The 23,005-nt window shown below is 60.4% G+C and carries 23 protein-coding genes; 10 read left to right on the plus strand and 13 right to left on the minus strand.

Annotated elements, in window-relative coordinates:
• Positions 1-124 precede the first annotated feature (124 nt).
• The 4 genes from rlmD to LOY56_RS19215 are packed head-to-tail and all read right to left on the minus strand — an operon-like array spanning position 125 to position 4,685.
• A complete protein-coding gene (gene rlmD / locus LOY56_RS19200; protein ID WP_258616576.1) occupies positions 125-1,477 on the minus strand; it encodes a 23S rRNA (uracil(1939)-C(5))-methyltransferase RlmD in 1,353 nt (450 codons plus the stop codon).
• On the minus strand, positions 1,477-2,379 hold the full coding sequence (gene cysM / locus LOY56_RS19205) for a cysteine synthase CysM (RefSeq protein WP_007899067.1): 903 nt from the start codon (positions 2,377-2,379) through the stop codon (positions 1,477-1,479). Before cysM ends, rlmD begins: the two co-directional genes overlap by 1 nt.
• Positions 2,380-2,413: 34 nt before the next feature.
• Positions 2,414-3,976 (minus strand): sensor histidine kinase, encoded by a 1,563-nt coding sequence (locus tag LOY56_RS19210; protein WP_258616581.1) that lies wholly within the window; start codon positions 3,974-3,976, stop codon positions 2,414-2,416.
• Positions 3,963-4,685, minus strand: coding sequence for a response regulator transcription factor (locus LOY56_RS19215; protein WP_258616583.1), 723 nt, complete (start codon positions 4,683-4,685; stop codon positions 3,963-3,965). The genes LOY56_RS19210 and LOY56_RS19215 overlap by 14 nt, the downstream gene beginning before the upstream one ends.
• A 215-nt stretch (positions 4,686-4,900) precedes the next feature.
• Here LOY56_RS19215 and LOY56_RS19220 point away from each other — a divergent pair, with 215 nt between their 5' ends.
• The 4 genes from LOY56_RS19220 to LOY56_RS19235 all read left to right on the plus strand — a co-directional run bounded on the left by LOY56_RS19220 (position 4,901) and on the right by LOY56_RS19235 (position 9,623).
• Positions 4,901-7,651, plus strand: coding sequence for a response regulator (locus LOY56_RS19220; RefSeq protein ID WP_258616584.1), 2,751 nt, complete (start codon positions 4,901-4,903; stop codon positions 7,649-7,651).
• A gap of 63 nt (positions 7,652-7,714) precedes the next feature.
• Positions 7,715-8,707, plus strand: a complete 993-nt coding sequence (locus LOY56_RS19225; protein ID WP_258616585.1) for a 2-hydroxyacid dehydrogenase — start codon at positions 7,715-7,717, stop codon at positions 8,705-8,707.
• A 77-nt stretch (positions 8,708-8,784) separates the two neighbouring features.
• Positions 8,785-9,219, plus strand: coding sequence for a hypothetical protein (locus tag LOY56_RS19230; RefSeq protein WP_258616586.1), 435 nt, complete (start codon positions 8,785-8,787; stop codon positions 9,217-9,219).
• A complete protein-coding gene (locus tag LOY56_RS19235; RefSeq protein ID WP_258616587.1) occupies positions 9,219-9,623 on the plus strand; it encodes an META domain-containing protein in 405 nt (134 codons plus the stop codon). Before LOY56_RS19230 ends, LOY56_RS19235 begins: the two co-directional genes overlap by 1 nt.
• Before the next feature lie 144 nt (positions 9,624-9,767).
• Here LOY56_RS19235 and LOY56_RS19240 read toward each other — a convergent pair whose 3' ends face one another.
• Positions 9,768-10,235, minus strand: coding sequence for a TlpA disulfide reductase family protein (locus LOY56_RS19240; protein WP_258616588.1), 468 nt, complete (start codon positions 10,233-10,235; stop codon positions 9,768-9,770).
• Between the two features lie 115 nt (positions 10,236-10,350).
• Between LOY56_RS19240 and arsC the strand changes: the two genes are divergently transcribed.
• Genes arsC through LOY56_RS19255 form a run of 3 tightly spaced genes read left to right on the plus strand, consistent with a single transcriptional unit; the run spans position 10,351 to position 11,724 of the window.
• Complete coding sequence (gene arsC, locus LOY56_RS19245; RefSeq protein WP_258616590.1) at positions 10,351-10,704, plus strand: arsenate reductase (glutaredoxin); 354 nt, start codon at positions 10,351-10,353, stop codon at positions 10,702-10,704.
• Entirely contained in the window at positions 10,701-11,297 is a 597-nt protein-coding gene (wrbA, locus tag LOY56_RS19250; protein WP_008011647.1) for an NAD(P)H:quinone oxidoreductase, read from the plus strand. The genes arsC and wrbA overlap by 4 nt, the downstream gene beginning before the upstream one ends.
• 1 nt (position 11,298) lies before the next feature.
• Complete coding sequence (locus tag LOY56_RS19255) at positions 11,299-11,724, plus strand: DUF2069 domain-containing protein (RefSeq protein ID WP_258616592.1); 426 nt, start codon at positions 11,299-11,301, stop codon at positions 11,722-11,724.
• A gap of 123 nt (positions 11,725-11,847) precedes the next feature.
• Here LOY56_RS19255 and LOY56_RS19260 read toward each other — a convergent pair whose 3' ends face one another.
• Entirely contained in the window at positions 11,848-12,522 is a 675-nt protein-coding gene (locus LOY56_RS19260; RefSeq protein WP_258616593.1) for a DNA-3-methyladenine glycosylase I, read from the minus strand.
• A gap of 146 nt (positions 12,523-12,668) precedes the next feature.
• Positions 12,669-13,493, minus strand: a complete 825-nt coding sequence (gene ttcA / locus LOY56_RS19265; protein WP_258616594.1) for a tRNA 2-thiocytidine(32) synthetase TtcA — start codon at positions 13,491-13,493, stop codon at positions 12,669-12,671.
• 308 nt (positions 13,494-13,801) lie between these two features.
• Here ttcA and LOY56_RS19270 point away from each other — a divergent pair, with 308 nt between their 5' ends.
• Together LOY56_RS19270 and LOY56_RS19275 are read left to right on the plus strand one after the other, a co-directional pair.
• Positions 13,802-14,404, plus strand: coding sequence for a Yip1 family protein (locus LOY56_RS19270; RefSeq protein WP_258616595.1), 603 nt, complete (start codon positions 13,802-13,804; stop codon positions 14,402-14,404).
• 158 nt (positions 14,405-14,562) lie between these two features.
• Positions 14,563-15,057, plus strand: a complete 495-nt coding sequence (locus tag LOY56_RS19275; RefSeq protein WP_008011643.1) for a SprT family zinc-dependent metalloprotease — start codon at positions 14,563-14,565, stop codon at positions 15,055-15,057.
• Between the two features lie 110 nt (positions 15,058-15,167).
• Here the strand turns inward: LOY56_RS19275 and LOY56_RS19280 are convergent, their stop codons facing one another.
• Together LOY56_RS19280 and LOY56_RS19285 are read right to left on the minus strand one after the other, a co-directional pair.
• Positions 15,168-16,349, minus strand: a complete 1,182-nt coding sequence (locus tag LOY56_RS19280) for a CaiB/BaiF CoA-transferase family protein (protein ID WP_258616597.1) — start codon at positions 16,347-16,349, stop codon at positions 15,168-15,170.
• 145 nt (positions 16,350-16,494) lie between these two features.
• Positions 16,495-17,829 carry a dicarboxylate/amino acid:cation symporter gene (locus LOY56_RS19285; protein WP_258616598.1) on the minus strand — a complete coding sequence of 445 codons (1,335 nt, stop codon included), beginning with the start codon at positions 17,827-17,829 and terminating at the stop codon, positions 16,495-16,497.
• A gap of 339 nt (positions 17,830-18,168) precedes the next feature.
• Here LOY56_RS19285 and LOY56_RS19290 point away from each other — a divergent pair, with 339 nt between their 5' ends.
• On the plus strand, positions 18,169-19,167 hold the full coding sequence (locus LOY56_RS19290; RefSeq protein WP_258616600.1) for an AraC family transcriptional regulator: 999 nt from the start codon (positions 18,169-18,171) through the stop codon (positions 19,165-19,167).
• 142 nt (positions 19,168-19,309) lie between these two features.
• On the opposite strand, the gene LOY56_RS19295 is transcribed toward LOY56_RS19290, so the two are convergent.
• From LOY56_RS19295 to LOY56_RS19310, 4 genes are all read right to left on the minus strand, one after another.
• Positions 19,310-19,669, minus strand: coding sequence for a DUF6124 family protein (locus tag LOY56_RS19295; RefSeq protein WP_258616601.1), 360 nt, complete (start codon positions 19,667-19,669; stop codon positions 19,310-19,312).
• A gap of 425 nt (positions 19,670-20,094) precedes the next feature.
• Positions 20,095-21,441, minus strand: coding sequence for an ATP-binding protein (locus tag LOY56_RS19300; RefSeq protein ID WP_258616602.1), 1,347 nt, complete (start codon positions 21,439-21,441; stop codon positions 20,095-20,097).
• Positions 21,438-22,115: a response regulator transcription factor gene (locus tag LOY56_RS19305; RefSeq protein ID WP_258616604.1), complete on the minus strand. Its 678-nt coding sequence runs from the start codon at positions 22,113-22,115 to the stop codon at positions 21,438-21,440. The genes LOY56_RS19300 and LOY56_RS19305 overlap by 4 nt, the downstream gene beginning before the upstream one ends.
• Positions 22,116-22,357: 242 nt before the next feature.
• Complete coding sequence (locus tag LOY56_RS19310) at positions 22,358-22,960, minus strand: porin family protein (RefSeq protein ID WP_258616606.1); 603 nt, start codon at positions 22,958-22,960, stop codon at positions 22,358-22,360.
• Positions 22,961-23,005 lie beyond the last annotated feature (45 nt).

Consider the following 23,005-nt stretch of genomic DNA (forward strand, 5'->3'; position numbering starts at 1 on the left):
CTTTACCTTCCCTACGACGCAGATTCAATGCGTCAAATCGCTGACCTTTGCTGCCCGTGTGCACTCGCGGGGCTAAGACGAATGCGCTTTGCACGAGCGGGTCAGTCGGACCAGACGAGCCGTCCTAGCTCGCTTCAAATAACGCCATGGCCTCGACATGTGCCGTCTGAGGAAACATATCGAGAATCCCGGCACGTTTTAACCGGTAGCCCTGCTTGATCAATTCGACCGTGTCGCGCGCAAGCGTTGCAGGGTTGCACGACACATACACCAATCGTTTGGCGCCCAGGGACTTAAGCTTGCGCACCACCTCAAAAGCGCCGTCGCGAGGTGGGTCCAAGAGTACCGCACAAAAGCCTTTATCGGCCCATTCGGCATCGGCCAAAGGCTGAGATAAATCGGCCTGAAAAAACTTCGCATTATGCAAATTGTTGTTCGCGGCATTCGCGGCGGCCCGCTCGACCATCGCCTGCACGCCCTCCACCGCCACCACTTCGCGAACGGTTTTGGCCAGCGGCAAGGCAAAGTTGCCCAACCCACAGAACAGATCCAGAACCCGCTCATCGGATTTGGGCGCCAACCATGCCAACGCCTGGGCGACCATCGCTTCGTTGACCCCGGCGTTGACCTGGATGAAATCCCCCGGCCGATACGCCAGGTTCAAGTCCCACTGTTCAAGGCGATAGCCCAGCGACTGATCGGCCTCGACCGGCTGCGGCTCACCCTCGCCATGCAGCCACAACTGGGCTTCATGGAACGCACAGAATTCCTTGAGAATGGTCATGTCGGCTTCGGACAACGGGGCCATGTGCCGCAGCAATACCGCCAATGACGAACCGCTGAACAACTCCACATGCCCCAGCGCCTGAGGTTTGCTCAAGCGCCGCAGCATCTCCGGCAAGTGGGTCATGATCGGTTGCAAGGGCTGTACCAGCACCGGGCATTCGTTGATGGCGACGATGTCCTGACTGCCGGCAGCGCGGAAGCCGACTTCGAGTTTTTTCGCTTTCATGTCCCAACGCACCGCCACGCGGGCGCGACGACGGTAGCCGAATTCCGGACCGCTCAACGGCGCTGCCCACTCTTCAGGTTCGACACCGGCAACCCGCGACAATTGCTCGGCGAGCATGCGCTGTTTCAGGGCGAGCTGTTCGTTGTGGGGCAAATGCTGCACGCTGCAACCGCCGCAGCGAGCGGCATGAGCGCACGGTGCCGGGCGGCGCAATTCACTGGCCTGGAATACGCGCTCGGTGCGCGCCTCGACCACTTTGCCGTGGGCACCCAAGACCCGCGCCTCGACGTCTTCACCGGCCAATGCGCCGATGACGAACCAGGTGCGACCTTCGAAAAACGCGATACCGCGACCGTCATTGGCCAGGCGCTCAATGGTCAAGCGCTGCTTTTTGCCGGTAGGGACTTGCGGGGCCTTGCTGCCGCCCGCGGGCTGGAAGCGCAGGCCTCTCTCTTGCTTGGCCATCAGTTGGGCGCGTCGAAAATGCCGGTCGACAAGTAACGGTCGCCACGGTCGCAGATGATCGCGACGATCACCGCGTTTTCAACTTCTTTGGACAGACGCAGCATCGCCGCCACGGCACCGCCCGAAGACACGCCGCAGAAGATGCCTTCTTCGCGCGCCAGACGACGGGTCACGTCTTCGGCTTCGCTTTGCGCCATGTCGACGATCCGGTCCACGCGCTCGGCCTGGTAGATCTTCGGCAGGTATTCCTGCGGCCAGCGACGGATGCCCGGAATCGCCGAGCCTTCCATCGGTTGCAGGCCGATGATCTGCACGTTGTCGTTCTGCTCTTTCAAGTAGCGCGAAACGCCCATGATGGTGCCGGTGGTGCCCATCGAGCTGACGAAATGAGTGATGGTGCCTTCGGTCTGACGCCAGATTTCCGGACCGGTGGTGGTGTAGTGCGCCTCGGGGTTGTCACCGTTGGCGAACTGATCCAGCACCTTGCCGCGGCCTTCGGCCTCCATTCGTTGGGCGAGGTCGCGGGCGCCTTCCATGCCTTCTTCCTGGCTGACCAGAATCAGCTCGGCGCCATAGGCCGTCATGGCAGCTTTACGCTCGGCACTGGAGTTGTCCGGCATGATCAGGATCATCTTGTAACCCTTGATCGCGGCAGCCATCGCCAGGGCGATCCCGGTGTTGCCCGAGGTCGCTTCGATCAGCGTATCGCCGGCGTGGATCTGCCCGCGCAATTCGGCGCGGGTGATCATCGACAGCGCCGGACGGTCCTTGACCGACCCCGCCGGGTTATTCCCTTCGAGCTTGAGCAAAAGGGTGTTGCTGGTGGCGCCAGGCAGGCGCTGCAAACGGACCAGCGGAGTGTTGCCGACGCAATCGGCGATGGTTGGGTACTGCAAGGTCATGGCGTATTCGCAATCCAGACTGCGGGGGGGCCTATCATACCGGCAAACGAGCGCAGGCCATATCACGCAAAGTAAGGGGCTTATGGCGAATGGGAATAAGGGTGGGTTTTGTGGTGGGTTGGTGAATGTCATCGCGAGCAGGCTCGCTCCCACAGGGATCAGGGTTGTTCACACAATGTGGGGCTGACACACATTCAATGTGTGCGAGCCTGCTCGCGATGGCGTCGTCACAGACACCATCAATATCCGCCAATAACCGCATATTCAACCGCAACCCTGCCCCGCTGTTTTCCGCCCACAACCGCCCGCCCTGCCTCCGCACCGCATTCCTCGCGATGCTCAAACCCAATCCGAATCCACCATCCCCTGGCCGCGAACCGTCGAGCCGGATGAACGGCGAGAAGATCCGTTCAAGATCCTCTTCAGCCACCCCGCCGCCCTCGTCTTCCAGCCACAAGTGCCAGAAATCGCCATCACGCCGACCACCGAGCGTCACGACACCGCCCTTGGGTGAATGACGAATGGCATTGCGCAGAATGTTTTCCAGCGCCTGGGCCAGGGTATTGAGATGGCCACGCACCCAGCAGGATGCATCCACTGCGCAGTGCAACTGACTCGCCGACCAGCCACTTTCATAGCAGGCGTTTTCCGTGAGCATTTCCCACAACGCCTGGACCTGGATCGCCTCATCGGGCAACGGCGCACGCTCGGTGTCGAGCCAGGCGAGTTGCAGGGCGTCTTCGACCAGACGCTGCATGCCGTCGACTTCCCGGCCAATGCGTTCGCGCAGTTGCCCCAGGTCTTGCTCGCTTTCGCTGGCCACCCTCAGCCGGCTCAGCGGTGTGCGCAATTCATGGGACAGGTCGCGCAGCAGTTGCTGTTGCAGGGCCACCGTGCCTTGCAAGCGCTCGGCCATGTAATCGAAGGCCCTGCCCAGTTCCCCCAATTCGTCCGAGCGGTTGGTGGTGCTACTCGATAAACGCACAGTCAGTTGGTCGGCGCGCCAGGCGTTGGCTTGTTCGCGCAGGCTGTTCAATGGCACGACCAACAATCGATACAGCCCCACGCACAGCAGCAGGGTGAACAGCCCGGGAATCACTCCATTGGTGATCACCCGCCAAAACACCCGGTAGCGTCCGGGCATGAAACGCTGAGGCAATTCGATCACCAGGCTGGCGGCGGACGGGTCGTTGGGAAATGGAATCTTCAGCCACGGCAGGCCTTGATTACGCCGACTCACCGGCCAATCCAGACCGCGCAAAAAGGTCAGGCGCTGGATTTCCTGGTTGGCCAGCGGATGATTACTCAGCGATTGCAAGTCGGCGCCGATGACACCGACCCAGGTCGACTCACGCTGGCGGACTCGCTGCAACCAGGCATCAATGCCTGCACTCTGCTGCTCGTTCCAAGCCCGCTCCGCCTCGGCGGCGTAGCGCGTCAGGGTGCCCCGGGCCTCGTCGGACAGGAACAGGTTTTTCTTTTCCATGTAGCGGCCCCAGGACCAGCTCAACCAGATCATCAGCAGACAGAACGCCACCAACCAGCAAGCCAGTTTCCAGAACAGTGAGTGCCGGCCCGGCACGTCAGACCATGTCATCGGCCGCACTCAATACATACCCCTTACCCCAGACCGTACGCACTTCACGCTCGGTGTAACCGATGGCCTTGAGTTTGCGACGAATCTGGCTGACGTGCATGTCGAGGCTGCGGTCATGGGGCGCGTAGCCGCGCTGCAACACCTGCTGATACAGGAATGCCTTGCTTAGTACTTCATCGCCGTTGCGATTCAATGTATCCAGCAACCGATATTCGCTGCGGGTCAGGCCGGCCGCGTGCCCGCCCCAAAAGACCTCGCACCGTTCTTCATCGAAACGCAGGCTGCCCACCACTGAGGCAATCGGTGCCGGCGCCGGCCGCCGGTCGAGCGCTACCCGCCGCAGGATCGCCTCGATGCGCACCCGCAATTCGACCATGCTGAACGGTTTGGGCAGGTAATCATCGGCGCCGAGGCGAAAGCCACTGATGCGATCCGCCTCCGAGCCCAGCGCCGACATCAGCACCACCGGCGTGGAATGGCTCTGACGCAGTTGGGTCAGCACCGCCAGGCCATCCAGCCCCGGCAGCAGAATATCCATCAACACCACATCGAAGGCTTGCTGGCGGGCAATGGCCAACCCTTCCAGGCCGTTCTGGCACCAGGTCACCTGAAAACCGCAGCGCTCCAGATGCTCATGAACATAAGCACCCAGCACCAGATCGTCTTCGATGGAGAGGATACGGGGATGACTGATAGAGATGGGAGCCATGATCATCTGCAAATAATTCTCAATTGCCGATTATTCAAGATTGCCTCGTCGGCGGCAACCCAAAGGTTTGCCCCTGAGACCAAAGCACCGAACTGGCCGACGAATGACGACATCATTTTTACGAAGATTGCCCGCCTGCAAATCGCTACACTGCGCAGGTGGCGCGTGCCGGACGCACGTGCAGGTCAATGAACAGCTGGATGCGGGAGAGATGCGTGCTCAAGAAACTGGGAATTAAAGGCCGCGTGCTGTTGCTGACCCTGTTGCCGACCACCCTGATAGCGCTGGTCCTGGGCGGCTATTTCACCTGGATGCAGCAATCGGACCTGCAATCCCAACTCATGCAGCGCGGCGAAATGATTGCCGAACAGTTGGCGCCGCTGGTGGCACCGGCGATGGGTCGCAAAGACAACGATCTGCTGGAACGCATCGCCACCCAGTTCCTGGAACAAACCGACGTGCGCGCGGTAACGTTCCTCGCCCCCGACCGCACACCGCTGGCCCACGCCGGCCCGACCATGCTCAATCAGGCCCCTTTGGGCAGCGGTTCACAGCTGCTGCACCGCAGTGGCAATGACGCCACGCGTTACCTGCTGCCGGTGTTCGGCAAGCACCGCAACCTGGCCGGCGCCCCGATCCCCGATGAAGCCGACCGCCTGCTGGGCTGGGTCGAACTTGAACTGTCCCACAACGGCATGTTGTTGCGCGGTTATCGCAGTCTGTTCGCCAGCCTGCTGCTGATCGGCGCAGGCCTGGGCGGTGCGGCACTGTTGGCGTTGCGCATGGGCCGGACCATTAACCGGCCGCTGAGCCAGATCAAACAGGCCGTGGCTCAGCTCAAGGACGGTCACCTGGAAACCCGCCTGCCGCCTCTCGGCAGCCAGGAACTGGATGAACTGGCGTCCGGCATCAACCGCATGGCCGGAACCCTGCAAAACGCTCAGGAAGAATTGCAAAACAGCGTCGACCAGGCCACCGAAGACGTGCGTCAGAACCTGGAAACCATCGAAATCCAGAACATCGAGCTGGACCTGGCGCGCAAGGAAGCCCTGGAGGCGAGCCGGATCAAATCCGAGTTTCTAGCCAACATGAGCCATGAAATCCGCACGCCGCTCAACGGCATTCTCGGCTTCACCCATTTGCTGCAAAAAAGCGAACTCACCCCGCGCCAGCTCGATTACCTGGGCACCATCGAAAAATCCGCCGACAGCTTGCTGGGGATCATCAACGAGATTCTCGACTTCTCGAAAATCGAGGCCGGCAAACTGGTGCTCGACCATATTCCGTTCAACCTGCGCGACTTGCTGCAAGACACCTTGAACATCCTTGCCCCGGCTGCCCACGCCAAAGAGCTTGAGCTGGTGAGCCTGGTTTATCGCGATACGCCACTATCGCTGGTGGGCGATCCCCTGCGGCTCAAGCAGATCCTTACCAACCTTGTGAGCAATGCGATCAAGTTCACCCGCGAAGGCACCATTGTCGCCCGGGCCATGCTCGAAGAAGAGCATGAAGACAGCGTGCAACTGCGCATCAGTATTCAGGACACCGGCATTGGTCTGTCGAATCAGGACGTGCGCGCTTTATTCCAGGCCTTCAGTCAGGCTGATAACTCGCTGTCCCGGCAACCTGGCGGCACCGGCCTGGGGCTGGTGATTTCCAAACGCCTGATCGAACAGATGGGTGGCGAGATCGGCGTCGACAGCACACCGGGTGAAGGTTCGGAGTTCTGGATCAGCCTGAGCCTGCCCAAAGCCCGCGACGACGCCGAAGACCTGCCCGGCCCACCCTTGCTCGGACAGCGGGTGGCGGTGTTGGAAAACCATGAGCTGGCCCGTCAGGCCTTGCAGCATCAACTGGAAGACTGCGGCCTGGCAGTCACGCTGTTCAACACCTTGGAAAGCCTTGCCAATGGCGTGACTGGCGCCCATCAGACCGATCAGGCCATCGGTCTGGCAGTGCTCGGCATCACCAGCAACGATATGCCGCCGGAGCGCCTCAACCAGCACATCTGGGACCTCGAACACCTGGGCTGCAGAGTGTTGGTGCTGTGCCCGACCACCGAACTGACGCTGTTCCACCTCTCGGTGCCCAACCCCCACAGCCAGCTGCAGTCCAAACCGGCCTGCACGCGCAAACTGCGCCGGGCCTTGTCGGATCTGGTCAACCCGCGCCAGCAGCGCAGCGACCCCGGCGAGCCGCTTTCCAGTCGCGCGCCGAAGATCCTTTGCGTCGATGACAACCCGGCCAATCTGTTGCTGGTGCAAACCCTGCTCGAAGACATGGGCGCCAAAGTGCTCGCGGTGGAAAGCGGTTACGCCGCGGTCAAGGCCGTGCAGAGCGAGACCTTCGATCTGGTGCTGATGGACGTGCAAATGCCCGGCATGGACGGCCGCCAGAGCACCGAAGCCATTCGCCAGTGGGAAAGCGAGCGGCATTGCACGCCGCTGCCGATCGTTGCTCTTACCGCCCACGCGATGGCCAACGAAAAACGCGCGTTGCTGCAAAGTGGCATGGACGACTACCTGACCAAACCCATCAGTGAACGGCAACTGGCGCAGGTGGTGTTGAAATGGACCGGCCTAGCGTTGCGTAATCACGGGCCGGAGCGCTCCAGCGACAACCACAACGGTCATGAGTTGCAGGTACTCGATCACGATGAAGGTCTGCGTCTGGCGGCCGGCAAGGCTGATCTGGCGGCGGACATGCTGGCCATGTTGCTGGCCTCTCTGGAAGCCGACCGCGAGGCCATCCGCGTAGCCCGTGAAGCCAATGACCAGAATGCCCTGATCGAGCGAGTCCATCGCCTGCATGGGGCGACCCGTTATTGCGGCGTCCCGCAACTGCGCGCCGCCTGCCAGCGCAGTGAAACCCTGCTCAAGCAACAGGACCCCAAAGCCACTGGCGCGCTGGAGGAACTCGAACGAGCCATCAATCGCCTGGCGGCCCAGGCGCGCATCAATGCCTGATGCAGCGCAATAATGCCGGGCGTTTTAAGGGTTAAGGTGGAGTGAGATTTCCAGGAGGACAACATGCGCACGATTCTTTTCAGCAGCCAGACCTATGACCGCGACAGTTTTCTGAGCGCCGACCTGCCCGTCGGCATCGAGTTGCAGTTCCAGCCGGCGCGACTGAGCCTCAACACGGTGGCGCTGGCGGAGCATCACGAAGTGGTCTGCGCCTTCATCAATGATGACCTCAGCGCCCCGGTACTCGAACGTCTGGCCGCGGGCGGCACACGCCTGATCGCCCTGCGCTCGGCCGGTTACAACCATGTCGACCTGGCGGTGGCCAAGCGCCTGGGGCTGGCGATTGTGCGGGTTCCGGCTTACTCGCCTCACGCGGTGGCCGAACATGCGGTGGCGCTGATTCTGGCGCTTAACCGCCGCCTGCACCGTGCCTACAACCGTACTCGCGAGGGAGATTTCAGCTTGCACGGGCTGACCGGTTTCGACCTCGTGGGCAAGACCGTCGGCGTCGTCGGCACCGGACAGATCGGCGCGACTTTCGCGAAAATCATGAACGGCTTCGGCTGCCGGTTATTGGCCTGTGATCCTTACCCGAACCCACAGGTCGAAGCGCTCGGCGCGTGCTACCTCAGCTTGCCGCAACTGCTGGCCGAGTCGCAGATCATCAGCCTGCATTGCCCGCTCAACGAACAGAGCAAACATTTGATCAACAGCGAATCGTTGGCGCACATGCAGCCCGGCGCGATGTTGATCAACACCGGGCGTGGCGGTCTGGTGGATACGCCGGCGCTGATCGATGCGTTGAAGAACGGGCAATTGGGCTATCTGGGGCTGGATGTGTATGAAGAGGAAGCGCAGCTGTTCTTCGAGGATCGCTCCGACCTGCCGCTGCAGGACGATGTGCTGGCGCGCCTTCTAACCTTTCCGAACGTCATCATCACGGCGCACCAGGCCTTCCTCACCCGTGAAGCGCTCGGCGCGATTGCCGCGACCACCCTGCAGAACATCGCGGCCTGGGCAGCCGGTTCGCCACAGAATCAGGTCGAGGGCAGCTGAACCAGATCGAAGGTTACATGCCCGCACCATGCTGCGTTGATGCCCGTGCTAGCATATCGCGCATATTTGGAGGACCCATGGTCGAACACGATTTTCGCTACAGCCTGATGAACCCGCAACACACCCTCACCGAATGCCGCGCCCTCGTGCCGGGGCGTTATCAAGTCACCGGCAACGGCGGCTCGATTCGTAATAACGACGTGCTGGTAGTGACCCTTAAAGGCAGCAAGGACTTGTCCATGCGCCTGACCGTCGAAACGGTTCGCCACCTGATCAACCCGCCGGGCCAATGGGTCGCGGTGGCCAGTGGTCCGGTGTTCGGCGAACTGGCGATCCACACCTGGCAAGTCAACTGCGACAGCTGCGCCAAAGAGCTGAGCTTTGAGTTCGCGGTCGACGCCAAGCTGGGCAACAAGGCGGAAAAACCGGCCGCCACTGCACGGATTGCCGAGCTGGGCTGGGCCACCGTTGCCGACAAGCACCTGTGCAAGCAGTGCCAGGAGCCTGCGTGATGAAACGCCTTGCTCTGACCGCCATGGCTGGCGCCAGCCTGTTGGGCTGCGCCGCCGAACCGGTGCAATTGCAACACAACCGTAGCTACATTCTGGAATGGATCGGCGAACGCCCACTGATGGACTACAGCCATCTGACCATCACCCTCGATAAAGACGGTCGGGCCTATGGCAATGGCGGCTGCAACCACTGGTTCGCGCCGTATACCCTGGAAGGCGACAAGCTGAGCTTCGGCAAGATCGGCAGCACCCGCAAAATGTGTGCACCAGCGTTGATGGAGCAGGAAAAACGCTTCCTGCAGGCGCTGGAAAACGTGCAGCGCTGGGACGTTTCACCGATCGACCAAATGCGCTTCTGGCCGGCGCAAGGCAAACCACTGCGTTGGTGGCTTGAAGAGGGTTGATCAGTCTCTTTTCGACCGATCGTTCCCACGCTCTGCGTGGGAATGCATCTAGTGACGCTCTGCGTGACAGGGACGCGGAGCGTCCCGGGCGGCATTCCCACGCAGAGCGTGGGAACGATCAGTCTCTTTACCCCTCTCTAATGATCAATTCTTGGCCTGCAACGCCTCAAGCTTCGCCATCACCCCCGCCGCCGTCTGCTCCCCCATCAACTGTTCGCGCACCTTGCCCTTGTTATCGATGATGTAAGTCACCGGCAGCGCTTCACTGCGTGGCAATTCGAAAAGATCGGCCGGGTCCTGGGCCAGCACGGTGAAGGCGATCCCCAGTTTCTCGCTGGCGCTTTTCAGCTCTTCGCCCTGCACATTGTCGAAATTGACCCCGAACACTCCGACCTTCTTGCCCTTGAGCTGCTCGGCCAGCACGTTCAACTCAGGAATCTCGGTACGGCACGGGCCGCACCATTCGGCCCAGTAATTGAGCACCAGCCATTGTTTGTCCAGACGCTCGGCGGCGACTTTGTGGCCATTTTGGTCGGTGCCATAGTCATTGCCGCAGCCCCCCAGTAATAACGCCCCCATGATCGCCAATGCCGCTGCCAGTCGCCTTGTCATGTCCCGATCCTTGTCAAAAAATAGAATGCACCTGCGACCCATCGCCTCCCAAGGTTCTGGATTACGCGCCGCACAGTTAGAATAGCCGCCACCTTACGCAAGATGCGACCCGCACATGACCGATCTGACGCTTTATCACAACCCGCGCTGCTCGAAATCCCGCGGTGCGCTCGAACTGCTCCAAGCCCGTGGCGTGGCCCCGACCGTGGTCCGCTACCTGGAAACCCCGCTCGACGCCGCGCAAATCCAGAGCCTGCTGAACAAGCTCGGCATCAGCGCCCGGCAATTGCTGCGCACCGGCGAGGACGAGTACAAAACCCTCAACCTGGCCGACAGCAGCCTGAGCGAGGCGCAATTGATCGCCGCCATCGCCGCACACCCGAAACTCATGGAGCGCCCGATTCTCGAAGTCGGCGACAAAGCCATCATCGGCCGTCCGCCGGAGAATGTGCTGGAGTTGCTGCCGTGAGTGCGCCGTACATTCTGGTGCTGTATTACAGCCGCAGCGGCTCGACCAATGAAATGGCCCGGCAGATTGCCCGCGGTGTCGAGCAGTCCGGTATGGAAGCGCGCCTGCGCACCGTGCCGGCGATCTCCACTGAATGCGAAGCCGTGTCGCCGGACATTCCCGATGAAGGCGCGCTGTACGCCAGCCTCGACGATTTGAAGAACTGCGCCGGCCTGGCCCTCGGCAGCCCGACCCGGTTCGGCAACATGGCCGCACCACTCAAGTACTTCCTCGATGGCACCAGCAATCTGTGGCTGACCGGCGCCCTGGTGGGCAAACCGGCCGGGGTCTTCACCTCGACCGCGAGCCTGCACGGCGGCCAGGAAACCACCCTGCTGTCGATGATGCTGCCGTTGCTGCACCACGGCATGCTGATCACCGGCCTGCCTTACAGCGAATCGGCGCTGCTGGAAACCCGTGGCGGCGGCACGCCGTATGGCGCCAGCCATCACGCCGGTGCCGATGGCAAAAGCGGTTTGAATGAACACGAAGTTGCGCTGTGCCGGGCTTTGGGCCTGCGGTTGGCGAAGACTGCGCAAAAGCTGGTGAGCTGATATGGCCAAAAAGCCGAAGACTCTGCCTTCCATCGAATGGCTCGAACCGCGAGTACGAGCAATGCGCGTCATCAGCCTGCTGTGCTTTTTCGGCCTGGTGGGGCTGCTCTGCGCCTACTACCTGGTATTCGCCGACCTGCATGGCGCGCGGCCGTGGGTGATTCTGCTGATCGAACTGGTGCCACTGCTGTTGCTGGCGCCGGGGATGATCATCGGCAGCGCCCGCGGGCATTCGTGGATGTGTTTTGTGGTGAACCTGTATTTCATGAAGGGCGCATTGGCTGCGTATGACCCGAACCGGCAGCTGTTCGGGTTACTGGAGATGGGCGCGAGCCTGGCGGTGTTCTGCTCGGCCATGTTGTATGTGCGGTGGCGGTTTCAGTTGAATCGCAAGTTGGCTGGCGAGGGCGAAACCTCCGTCGCCTGACCGCCCCCACAGTGATCGTTCCCACGCTCCGCGTGGGAATGCATCAAGTGACGCTCCGCGTCACAGGGACGCGGAGCGTCCCCGGCGGCATTCCCACGCAGAGCGTGGGAACGATCATTTTCGTCAGTGATTCACGGTGTACGCCAGCATCATCGAAATCTGGCTCATCGGCCGCCCACCGCTCTCTTCATGCCACTGGTTGAACGCATTCTGCACCGTGGCCATGTCCCGCAGGCTGGTCGGAGCCTTGTCGACGATCTTCTGCGCACTCAGCGCTGCCACCACGTCGTAGCTCGGCACGAAGGTGTCCTTGCCGACCATGCGCAAGAATCGCGGCGCCGATAACCCGCCCAACTGATGCCCGTGTTTTTTCAGGTAGGTCCACAACCCGACGATGTCGGTCACAGGCCATTCGGCGATCAACGCGCCAAAACTGCCCTTCTCATGGGCCACGTCCAGAATGAACTGCGCATTGCGCGGCACGCTCTTGAGCTTGCCCAGGTGGCGGATGATTCGCGCGTCCTGCATCAAGCGCTCCAGATGCTCGGCGCTCATCAGCACGACTTTTTCCGGGTCGAACTTGAAGAACACCTCTTCGAACGCCGGCCACTTGGCGTCCACCAGGCTGTGCTTGAGCCCGGCGCGGAACACCCGCAGCGCCATGGTCGAGAGGTAGCGGTCGTCGCTGATCTTGCGCAATTGCGCCGGGGTCTTGGGAACGGGCAGATGGGCTTCCAGTTCAGCCGCCGAACCGAAGCGGTTCAAGCAGTATTCGTTCAGCCACTTGTAGTCGCGCATGCCCTCTCCTGAGGATTGAAATGAAAACGGCGCCTGCGAGCGATAAAACCTGTGGGAGTGGGCTTGCTCGCGAAAGCGGTGTGCCATTCAACATGAATGTCGGCTGACACTACGCATTCGCGAGCAAGCCCGCTCCCACATATTGCTCAGAGGTTTACTACGTTGACGAACCGCGATGCGGCGGTCTCATCGATGCGCAGGTTGGTGAAGTCAAACAGGTTACGGTCCGCCAGTTGCGACGGGATCACGTTCTGCAAGCTGCGGAAAATGCTTTCGGTACGACCCGGGGTCTTGCGTTCCCAGTCCTGCAGCATCTCTTTAACCACCTGGCGTTGCAGGTTTTCCTGGGAGCCGCAGAGGTTGCACGGAATGATCGGGAATTGCTTGAAGTCCGAGTAAGCCTGAATGTCTTTTTCGTTGCAGTAAGCCAGCGGGCGGATCACTACGTTGCGACCGTCGTCGGCACGCAGCTTCGGCGGCATGGCCTTGAGCGAACCGTTGAAGAACATGTTCAGGAAGAACGTCTCGACGATGTCGTCGCGGTGATGACCGAGGGCCATTTTGGTCGCGCCGATTTCATCGGCAAAGGTGTAGAGCGTGCCGCGACGCAGGCGTGAGCACAGCGAGCAGGTGGTCTTGCCTTCCGGGATCAGCTCCTTGACCACCGAATAGGTGTCTTTCTCGACGATGTGGTACTCGATGCCCAGTTCTTTGAGGTAAGCCGGCAGCACGTGCTCGGGAAAGCCTGGCTGCTTCTGGTCCATGTTCACGGCCACGATCTCGAACTTGATCGGGGCGACCTTCTGCAAATGCATCAGCACGTCGAGCAGGGTGTAGCTGTCCTTGCCACCGGACAGGCAGACCATGACCTTGTCGCCGTCTTCAATCATGTTGAAATCGGCGACAGCCTCACCGGCCTGGCGGCGAAGGCGCTTTTGCAGTTTGTTCTGGTTGACCGTAAGAGTGCCCATGACGCGAAATCCGTGAGGTGTGACGAAAGGCCGGCATTTTACGCAAAAACCCTTTCGGGGCGAAGCCTGCACTTTATATGACTTGAGCATACCCCTGTGGCGAGGGATTCATTCGGCACAGACCCGGCGGCGATTAACAAGAGTGTTTACAGCGCGATTTGCTCTAAAGCCCTCGCACTATTGCCGGTAACTCCTTTCTATACTGCGGCATAAGGTCGCACACGTATTCAGACCTGTACTTACCTGGCCACTTTGGCCCGTAAGCGCTCCGCTGGGGGGCGATGGCAACAACAAGAGGAGTGACTGGCATGATCCATCACGTAGTGGGGCTCTTCACCCACCCTGACCAGGAATGGAAAGAAATCCGTGGCGACCAGGAGGAAAGCATCAGCCACATGTACCTCACGCATACCCTGATACTGGCGGCGATCCCCGCCGTGTCGGCGTTTATCGGCACCACGCAGGTCGGCTGGGTCATTGGTAGTCGGGCGCCAGTGATGCTGACCATGGAAAGTGCGCTGTGGATGACCATCATGTCGTACCTGGCGATGCTCGGCGGTGTCGCGGTGATGGGCGCGTTCATCCACTGGATGGCCCGCACTTATGACGCCAACCCGAGTATGGCGCGCTGTGTCGCGTTCGCCACGTACACCGCGACGCCACTGTTCATCGGTGGTCTGGCGGCGCTGTACCCGCATATGTGGCTGGGCATGATCGTCGGCACCGCGGCCATCTGTTACACGGTGTACCTGCTGTATGTGGGCCTGCCGACGTTCATGAACATTCCGTCGGACGAGGGATTTCTGTTTTCAAGCTCGGTGCTCGCCGTCGGACTGGTGGTGCTGGTGGCGATCATGGCGTTCACGGTGATTGTCTGGGGACTGGGCGTAGGACCGGTCTATACGAATTAGCCACACACCCGCCAAAAACAAGATCTGCCAACACAGGCCGCCGCAAGGCGGCCTTCTACTCTCTAAGAAAGAGCAGGAGCGACGACCATTCGGCGCCTGAACGATTCGCAAGTCCCGAGGGTTGCGGCATACTCGACGTCTCTGGAGATCCATCAAGCATGCCCGAGCAACTCAATACCCGCGTCGAAGACTGTTTCCAACAAGCCGAATCCTTTTTCAAACGACCTTTCAAACGCCCCGTGGTGAGCCTCAAGCTGCGCGGGCAAAAAGCCGGTGTCGCGCATCTGCACGAGAACCTGCTGCGCTTCAATCCGCAGTTGTACCGGGAAAACACCGAAGACTTCCTCAAGCAGACCGTGGCGCATGAAGTCGCACACCTGATCGCCCATCAATTGTTCGGCGACCGCATCCAGCCCCATGGTGAAGAGTGGCAACTGATCATGCGCGGTGTTTACGAACTGCCGCCCAACCGCTGCCACACCTACGACGTCAAACGCCGCAGCGTGACCCGCTACATCTACAAATGCCCGTGCGCCGACAGCGATTTCCCGTTCTCGGCGCAGCGCCATGGTTTGGTGAGGCAGGGGCGGCGGTATTTGTGCCGGCGGTGCAGGAGCACATTGGTGTTTAGTGGGGAGATGCGGGTCGAATAACCGCATGATCGTTCCCATGCGCAGCAAAGGAATGCATCCCGTGACGCTCTGCGTCACAGTGGACGCTCTGCGTCCATGGCGGCATTCCCACGCGGAGCGTGGGAACTCAATCAACTCACTACTTTCGCCATACGCAACTCTTCGATGCGCTGCGCACTAAACCCCAACTCCCCCAACACCTGATCGGTATGCTCACCCAGCCCCGCCCCGATATGCCGCGGCTCAGGCAACCCGTCCGAAAACTTCAACGGACAAGCCATCTGCGCCTGAGTCGAACCATCGCCCCTCGGCACCTCATTCACCATTTCCCGTGCCTTCAACTGCGGATGCCGCACGGCTTCGCCCAGGCTCAACACCGGCTCGACGCACGCATCGACCCCGGCAAACAGCTCACACAACGTGGCAAAGTCGTATTTTTCGAATTCAACTTTCAACGCCTCCTTGAGCACCTGTTGCCGGGCCGGTTCGGGTGACAGCCCCTGGGCTGCCAGTTCTGGCCGGCCCAGGGCCGTACAGAGTTGCTGCATGAACGCCGGCTCCAGGCTGCCCACCGACAACCAGCGTCCATCGCGCGAACGGTAGTAGTCGTAGAAGCTGCCGCCGTTGAGCATCTGGTCTTCCCTGCCCGGCTCCACGCCACAGGCCAGGTACCCGGCACCGGCCATGGCGTTCAGGCTGAAGGCGCAGTCGGTCATGCTCACATCCAGATGCTGCCCCTGCCCGGTCTGCTGCCGCGCGATCACCGCCGCCAGCAGGCCGATCACCCCGTGCAGCGAGCCGCCCGCGACATCCGCCACCTGTATGCACAACGGCAACGGGCCGCTGTCAACGCGACCGGTGTAGCTCGAAAGCCCCGCCAGCGCCAGGTAGTTGATGTCGTGGCCGGCGCGGTCCTTGTAGGGGCCGGTCTGGCCATAACCGGTGATCGACACATAGATCAGCTTCGGGTTGATCGCCTTCAAGGCTTCATACCCCAAACCGAGCCGGTCCATCACGCCGGGACGAAACTGCTCCAGCACGATGTCGTGGTCCTGCAGCAATTGCTTGATCACCTCCAGCGCCTCGGGCTGCTTGAGGTCCAGCGCCAGGCTGCGCTTGTTGCGATTGAGGTACGCGTGGCTGGCCGACACGCCTTGATCATGCGGCGGCAATACTCGCAACAGGTCCATGCGGGTCGGCGATTCGATGCGCAGCACCTTGGCGCCCATGTCTGCCAGCAGCAACGAGGCGAACGGCCCCGGCAACAGTGTCGAGAAATCCAGAACCTTGAGTGATGCCAGTGGACCGAGCATAAGTGTTCTCCAGTGCGATCCCCCAAGCCTAGGCAGCCTGGGACATTGCAGCAATCACCTTATGTGTCAGTGGCGGTGACCGTTGCGCTCAAATCGCAGGTAAGAAAAAACCCGCCGAAGCGGGTTTTTCATGCAGCCAGAGTACTTACTTGACGCTGGCCGGGGTTGGGCCTTCAGCCACACCCAGATCGTCTACTTCACGCTCGTCGGAGATACCGCGACCGCCGGAAGCCAGCTCGACTTGCAGTTTGTCCTCGTCCAGCTCTTTCACCCACTTGGCGACCACGAGGGTGGCCACGGCGTTACCAACAAGGTTGGTCAGCGCACGGGCTTCGGACATGAAGCGGTCGATACCGAGGATCAGCGCCAGGCCGGCCACCGGCAGAGTACCCACGGCCGACAGGGTGGCTGCCAGCACGATGAAACCGCTACCGGTCACACCCGCCGCACCTTTGGAGGACAACAGCAGCACCAGCAGCAAGGTGATCTGGTGAGTCAGGTCCATCGGGGTATCAGTCGCCTGAGCGATGAACACAGCCGCCATGGTCAGGTAGATCGAAGTACCGTCGAGGTTGAACGAGTAGCCAGTCGGGATCACCAGACCCACAACCGATTTCTGCGCACCCAGGCGTTCCATCTTGATCAGCATGCGTGGCAGCGCGGATTCCGAAGAGGAAGTACCCAGCACGATCAGCAGTTCTTCACGGATGTAGCGAATCAGTTTGATAACGCTGAAACCGTGCGCGCGGCAGATGGCGCCCAGTACCAGAACCACGAACAGGATGCAGGTGATGTAGAAGCAGATCATCAGCTGACCGAGTTGCACCAGCGAACCGACACCGTAGGCACCGATGGTGAAGGCCATCGCACCGAACGCGCCGACTGGAGCGAGCTTCATGATCATGTTGATGATGTTGAACATCACGTGAGCAAAGCGATCGATGAAGTCCAGCACCGGTTTGCCGTAGGCACCCAGGCGATGCAGGGCGAAACCGAAGATCACCGAGAACATCAGCACTTGCAGGATGTCGCCGTTGGCGAAGGCGCCGACGATGGTGTTCGGGATCACGTTGAGGATAAAGGCAATGATGCTCTGGTCTTTACCGGCCGAGATGAAGCCAGCGATTTTGCTGGTGTCCAGGGTCGTCACGTCGATGTGCATGCCGGCGCCCGGTTGCACGACGTTGACCACGACCAGACCGATCAGCAAGGCAATGGTGGAAACAATTTCGAAGTACAGCAGCGCATAGCCGCCTGTCTTGCCGACCGATTTCATGTTCTGCATGCCGGCGATACCACTGACGACGGTACAGAAGATGATCGGTGCGATGACCATTTTGATCAGTTTGATGAACCCGTCACCCAGCGGCTTGAGGGCTACACCGGTCTGCGGGTAGAAGTGACCGAGCAAAATGCCGATAGCGATGGCAACGATCACCTGGAAGTACAGGGATTTATACAGTGGCTGACGAGTCGTCATTGCAAAGTTCCTCAAGAGTGCCTCAGAACAACATCCATCTGTTGTCCCTGACACCTCAATTGCGAACCCTCCTGCACTGGAGGGATTTGTTTTGTCGAGCTGCGCTACGGCAGACCTCTGCGGCTTGTATCGCAAGCCCCGTGCCACCTTCGAAAAAAAACCTGCCAGCCTTGTGACATCAAGGGTTACAGGTTTTTCTTCGTCACTGAGCGGTTACGTCAAAGTGGCGGATTTCCGCCCATCAGCCAAATCTCGTCCTGCAATTTGGCGGATATCCGCCTTGTTCATTCTTCACGGGCACCGCTACCATCCATTGCTCAGTGGACGGACCTGCCCTCTATGCGCGAACGCACCATCGCCAGCCATTTCGCCCGTGCCGCCCTCGGTGGCGCGCGCCGGCGTGGCTACGACTATTCGAGTCTGTTGCAGCAACTGGGGATCAGCCCCGAGCTGCTTGAGGAGCCGCGCGCCCGAATCGCACCCGAGCAGTTCGCCCGATTGATCCAGGGGCTGTGGTTGGCTCTGGACGACGAATACCTGGGCTTCGGACAGGCCCCGAGCAAACCCGGCAGCTTCGCGATGATGTGCCACGCGGTGATCCACAGCCGCACGCTGGAGAAAGCGCTCAATCGCGGTTTGTTGTTTTACAGCCTGTTCCCCGGCGCGCCGCGTCTGACGCTGAGCCGCGAAGGCGACATGGTTCGCCTGAGCCTGGACGATTCGCCGCTGTGGGACCCGGACCATTTCCTCAGCGAAAGCCTGTTGGTGATCTGGCATCGGTTCGGCAGTTGGCTGATCGGCCAGCGCATTCGTCTGGAGCAGGCTACGTTCAGCTACCCGAGGCCCGAACACGGGGCCGAATACGATTTGCTGTTTTCCTGCCCGCTTGAGTTCACTTGCGCGCAAAGCAGCCTGTTGTTTCACAGTCGCTACCTGAACATGCCGCTGTTGCAGGACGAACGCACCCTCAAGCACTTTCTCGAGCGCTCTCCCGCCGACCTGCTATCGCGCCCTGATGAAGGCGACAGCCTGAGCAGCCAATTGCGGCGCTTGCTCAGCCGCGACAGTGCGCGCTGGCCGGACCTGGAAGCCGTGGCCGCGCACCTGCACATCAGCCCGCAAACCTTGCGTCGGCATTTACGCGAAGAAGGCACGAGTTTTCAGGAATTGAAGGATCAGTTGCGTCGGGACATTGCGATTTATCATCTAGGCCGCGCGGATTTGTCGTTGCAACAGATTGCCGAGCAGCTGGGGTTTTCCGAGCCGTCGGCGTTTCACCGGGCGTTCAAGAAATGGACGGGGTTGACGCCGGGGGCCTATCGCGCCCAAGAGAATTGAATTCTAGCGCTTGATCGTTCCCACGCTCTGCGTGGGAATGCAGCCCGGGACGCTCCGCGTCCCACCCTCTAGAGCCGAACGCGGAGCGTCCCTTGAGGTATTCCCACGCAGAGCGTGGGAACGATCGGTTACAGGTTCTTCGCTAGCCTCGCGGATCGAAGTTATCCAGCACCCGATTGACTGCCAACTCACCAAGCATGACCACCTGCTGAATCCCCAACATCATGTTGCGATGTGGCACGTCCATCAATCCGGCGAACTCACTGAGCATCATGCTCGCTGACGCCAGGGATTCGCAGGCGTTGACCAGCAGGGTTTCGTTATCGACCTCGGCGCCGACATGGTAAATGGTGCTGGGTTTGCGCGGAGTATCTTTGGGAATGACTGGTTTGAGGTAGTAATCGAGGGCGCGGTCGGCGGCTTCGTTGAGCTTTTTGGAGTCGGGGGTTTCGTACGGGGAAACGTCGTCGGTTTCCGGTGGGTTGGGCGTGATCTTGAACATGTGAAGCTCCGTGGTTGGTTGAGCCACCACGACCTATCGCTAAACAAGTAAAGGTGGCGGCTGTACGCAGGTTAGCGATCCGGGTCACAGAAACCCCGGGTAGACTCGAAGGTCTCCCACGCACAGCCACCATTACGCGAATTGCAGGCACTAAAAACTGCAATCAAATCTTGGGCGCTTTTGCGTCTGTGTATGGGATCGGATCGCTAAACCCGATCGCTGATTCGTCAGCGACCCGCAAACGATAGAGCCCACACCTCAGGCGCACAAGCCGGCGGATTCTGGCGTAGTCGTAGGCAGCGGCGCAAGGATGTGTAGCCTGGGAGAGTATCTGGAAGTGTCGTTTAAACAGTGCTTGTTTAGCGGTTTGACACCGAGCCTTTGATCGTTCCCACGCTCCGCGTGGGAACGATCGGTGACAGGGATCAAACCACCGGAAAATGAATCCGGAACGCCGCCCCGCCCATCGGCGAATCCCCCAGCGTCAGCTTGGCGCTGTAGCTTTCGATGATGTCCTTGACCACCGCCAACCCAATCCCCTGCCCCGGATGCTGACGATCCAGCCGCTCGCCCCGCTGCAGAATCCGCGCACGCTGATCCGGTGGCACGCCCGGCCCGTCATCTTCGACACAGAGTTCAATCCCGCTGAAGGTTTCACGCACGCTGACGCGCACTTCGCTGAGGCACAGGCGATAAGCGTTTTCCAACAGGTTGCCCATCATTTCCAGCAAGGCGCCCTGCTCGATCGGCACGTAACATTGCTCCGGCAGGTCGATAGCGACCCGCACGCGTTTGTCGCGGTAGACCTTGTCCAGCGTGTCGCAGAGGCTTTGCAGCACCGGACGCAGGCGCACTTGATGGCGCACCAGACCGCTTTTGCGCAGGCTCGCGCGCTGCAGTTGATAGCCGATCTGCTGGCTCATACGCTCGATCTGGGTTTGCAGCACCCAGGCCTGATCGCGTGCTTGCGGCTTTTGCGCCATGTCTTCGCTGACCCCTTGCAATACCGTCAGCGGGGTTTTCAGGCTGTGAGCCAGGTCGTCGAGGGAGTCGCGATAACGGCTGCGCTGTTCACGCTCGCTGTGCAACAAGCGATTGAGCGAGCCGGTCAGGCGCAGCAATTCACGCGGGTGTTGTTCGCTGAGGCTTTCGCGAGTGCCACTTTCGATCTGGTCCAGCTCCTGGCTCAGCCGGCGCAATGCCTGCAAACCCCAGGTCAGGCCAATCCATAGCAAGGCGAGCAACACCAGCAAGGCTGCGCCGAAACCCAGATAGAGGTTTTCCCGCAGGCCTTCGAGGGTGATTTCGTATTCGCGTACCGGTTGCAGCGCGACGATACTGAACGCCGCACTTTTGCCGCCCAGCAGTTTGACCTCGACGTCATAGACGAAGAACTCTTCGCCATTGGCTTCGCGAATTCTCGCGAACTCATTACCGCGCCCGTCGTAACGTGGCTTGTAGTTGATGTTCTCTTCCTGGGTGGCCTTCGAACGCCAGACCAGATGACCTTCGCGGTCATAGATGTAACCGAGCAAACGGCTGTCGGTGAGGTTGAAGCGCTCATCGGGCAACTGCGCCGGCATCTGCAAGCGGTTGTTATCCACCCGGGCGGCGGAGATCAGCGTGGTGACGTCCGACGCCAGGCGCTGCTCGATGGAATCCTGCAACGCCAGGCTGAATGCGCCCTGCATCGCCGGCAGCAACGCCAGCATGAACAACACCGCCAGGATCGTGGCGGCGAGCATCAAGCGAACACGAAGGGAACGAATCAAGTGCAGCGCTCGTTAAACAGGTAGCCGAGGCCACGCACGGTATCGATCGGTTTGAAGCCGGCCGGGCCTTCGAGTTTGCGGCGCAAGCGGCCGACCAGCACCTCGATCACATTCGGATCGCGCTCGTCGTCATCCGGGTAGAGCTGCTCCATCAAGCGGTCCTTGGCCACCACTTGCTGGTGATGCCGCATCAGGTACTCGAGGATCCGGTATTCGTAGGCGGTCAGCGCCAGCGGTTGCTCATCGAGGGACGCCTGTTTGCGGTTGAGGTCCAGCAGCAACGGGCCGGCGACGATGGTCGATTGGGTGAAACCACTGGAGCGGCGCAGCAAGGCATTCAGTCGGGCGTCCAGCTCTTCGAACTGGAACGGTTTGACCACGTAGTCGTCGGCACCGGCGGCGAGGCCTTCGACCTTGTCCTGCCAGTTGCCGCGCGCGGTGAGGATCAGGATCGGAAAGGTCTTGCCTTGGGAACGCAGCTGACGAATCAGGTCGAGCCCGTCCATGCCCGGCAGACCAAGGTCGATCACCGCCAGGTCATGGTTGAACTGCCCGGCTTGATGCAATGCATCGATGGCGTTGGCCACGGACTCGACTACGTGGCCGCTGTCCGTCAAACGGGTTTGCAGGTGATGACGCAACAGCGCTTCATCTTCGACGACCAGCAATTTCATAACGCTCTCCTGGGCAAATCAAAATCTCCAAAGGCGCGACCGCACTAATGCCAGTCCGTTAAGAGATAGAACAAGCGATGAGTAACCTGTGGCGAGGGAGCTTGCTCCCTCGCCACAGGTTCAGTATCACGCTTAACTGACTGGCATTAATGCGTGCCCGGCGAAGGCGCTCTTAAGGACGCCTTCGCCGGCAAGTCGGATTGCCGCACCGCTGGCTCCTACATGTGTGGGCAACGAAACACTTAGAAAACGTAGTTGGCGGACAGGTACGTCTGGGCGCTGCTGGTCAAATCCAGCGAACCCTGTTTGCTGGCGCCGCGCTCGCTCATCTCAGTGCTGGCATTGCTGCGCAGGTAACGGTAACCCAGCTCGACCGAGGTGTTTTGCGAAACTTGCTGCAATACCCCGAGCTGGCCGCCCAAGGCGTAGCCGATGTCGCTGTCATGGCTGAAACCCGGCGAGTTCTGGCTCAGCTTGGTCAAACCAGCGGTGGCACCGCCGAACAATTGGGTGCTGCCACCCACCGGGTAAAACAAATCGTAGCTGCCCAGCAGGTTTTCCTGACGCAGTTTAATGCCATTGTGCGAGCCCGACACGTTGTCGTAAGTGGCGTAGTAACGGCCCTTGCTGTCTTGCTGGCCCAGACGCACGCCCCAGGTGTTGTCCTTGTCGATCACACCGTCGGCGTTCGGGTGGTTGAGGTTGTCGTTCAGGGCGTTGGATTTTTTAACCTTGTCGCTGGTCTGGCCAAAGGTCAGGCCGGCAAAATGGGTGGTATCGGCATGGGCCGCCACACTGGCGCCCATCATGGTGAAAGCCAGAAACAGTTTTTTGAAGGCAGTCATTGGGGAGTTTCCTCATGCACTATGTGCTTTTTGGGTACCGGGGCA

The sequence above is a fragment of the Pseudomonas sp. B21-048 genome, from assembly GCF_024748615.1.
Lineage (GTDB): Bacteria > Pseudomonadota > Gammaproteobacteria > Pseudomonadales > Pseudomonadaceae > Aquipseudomonas.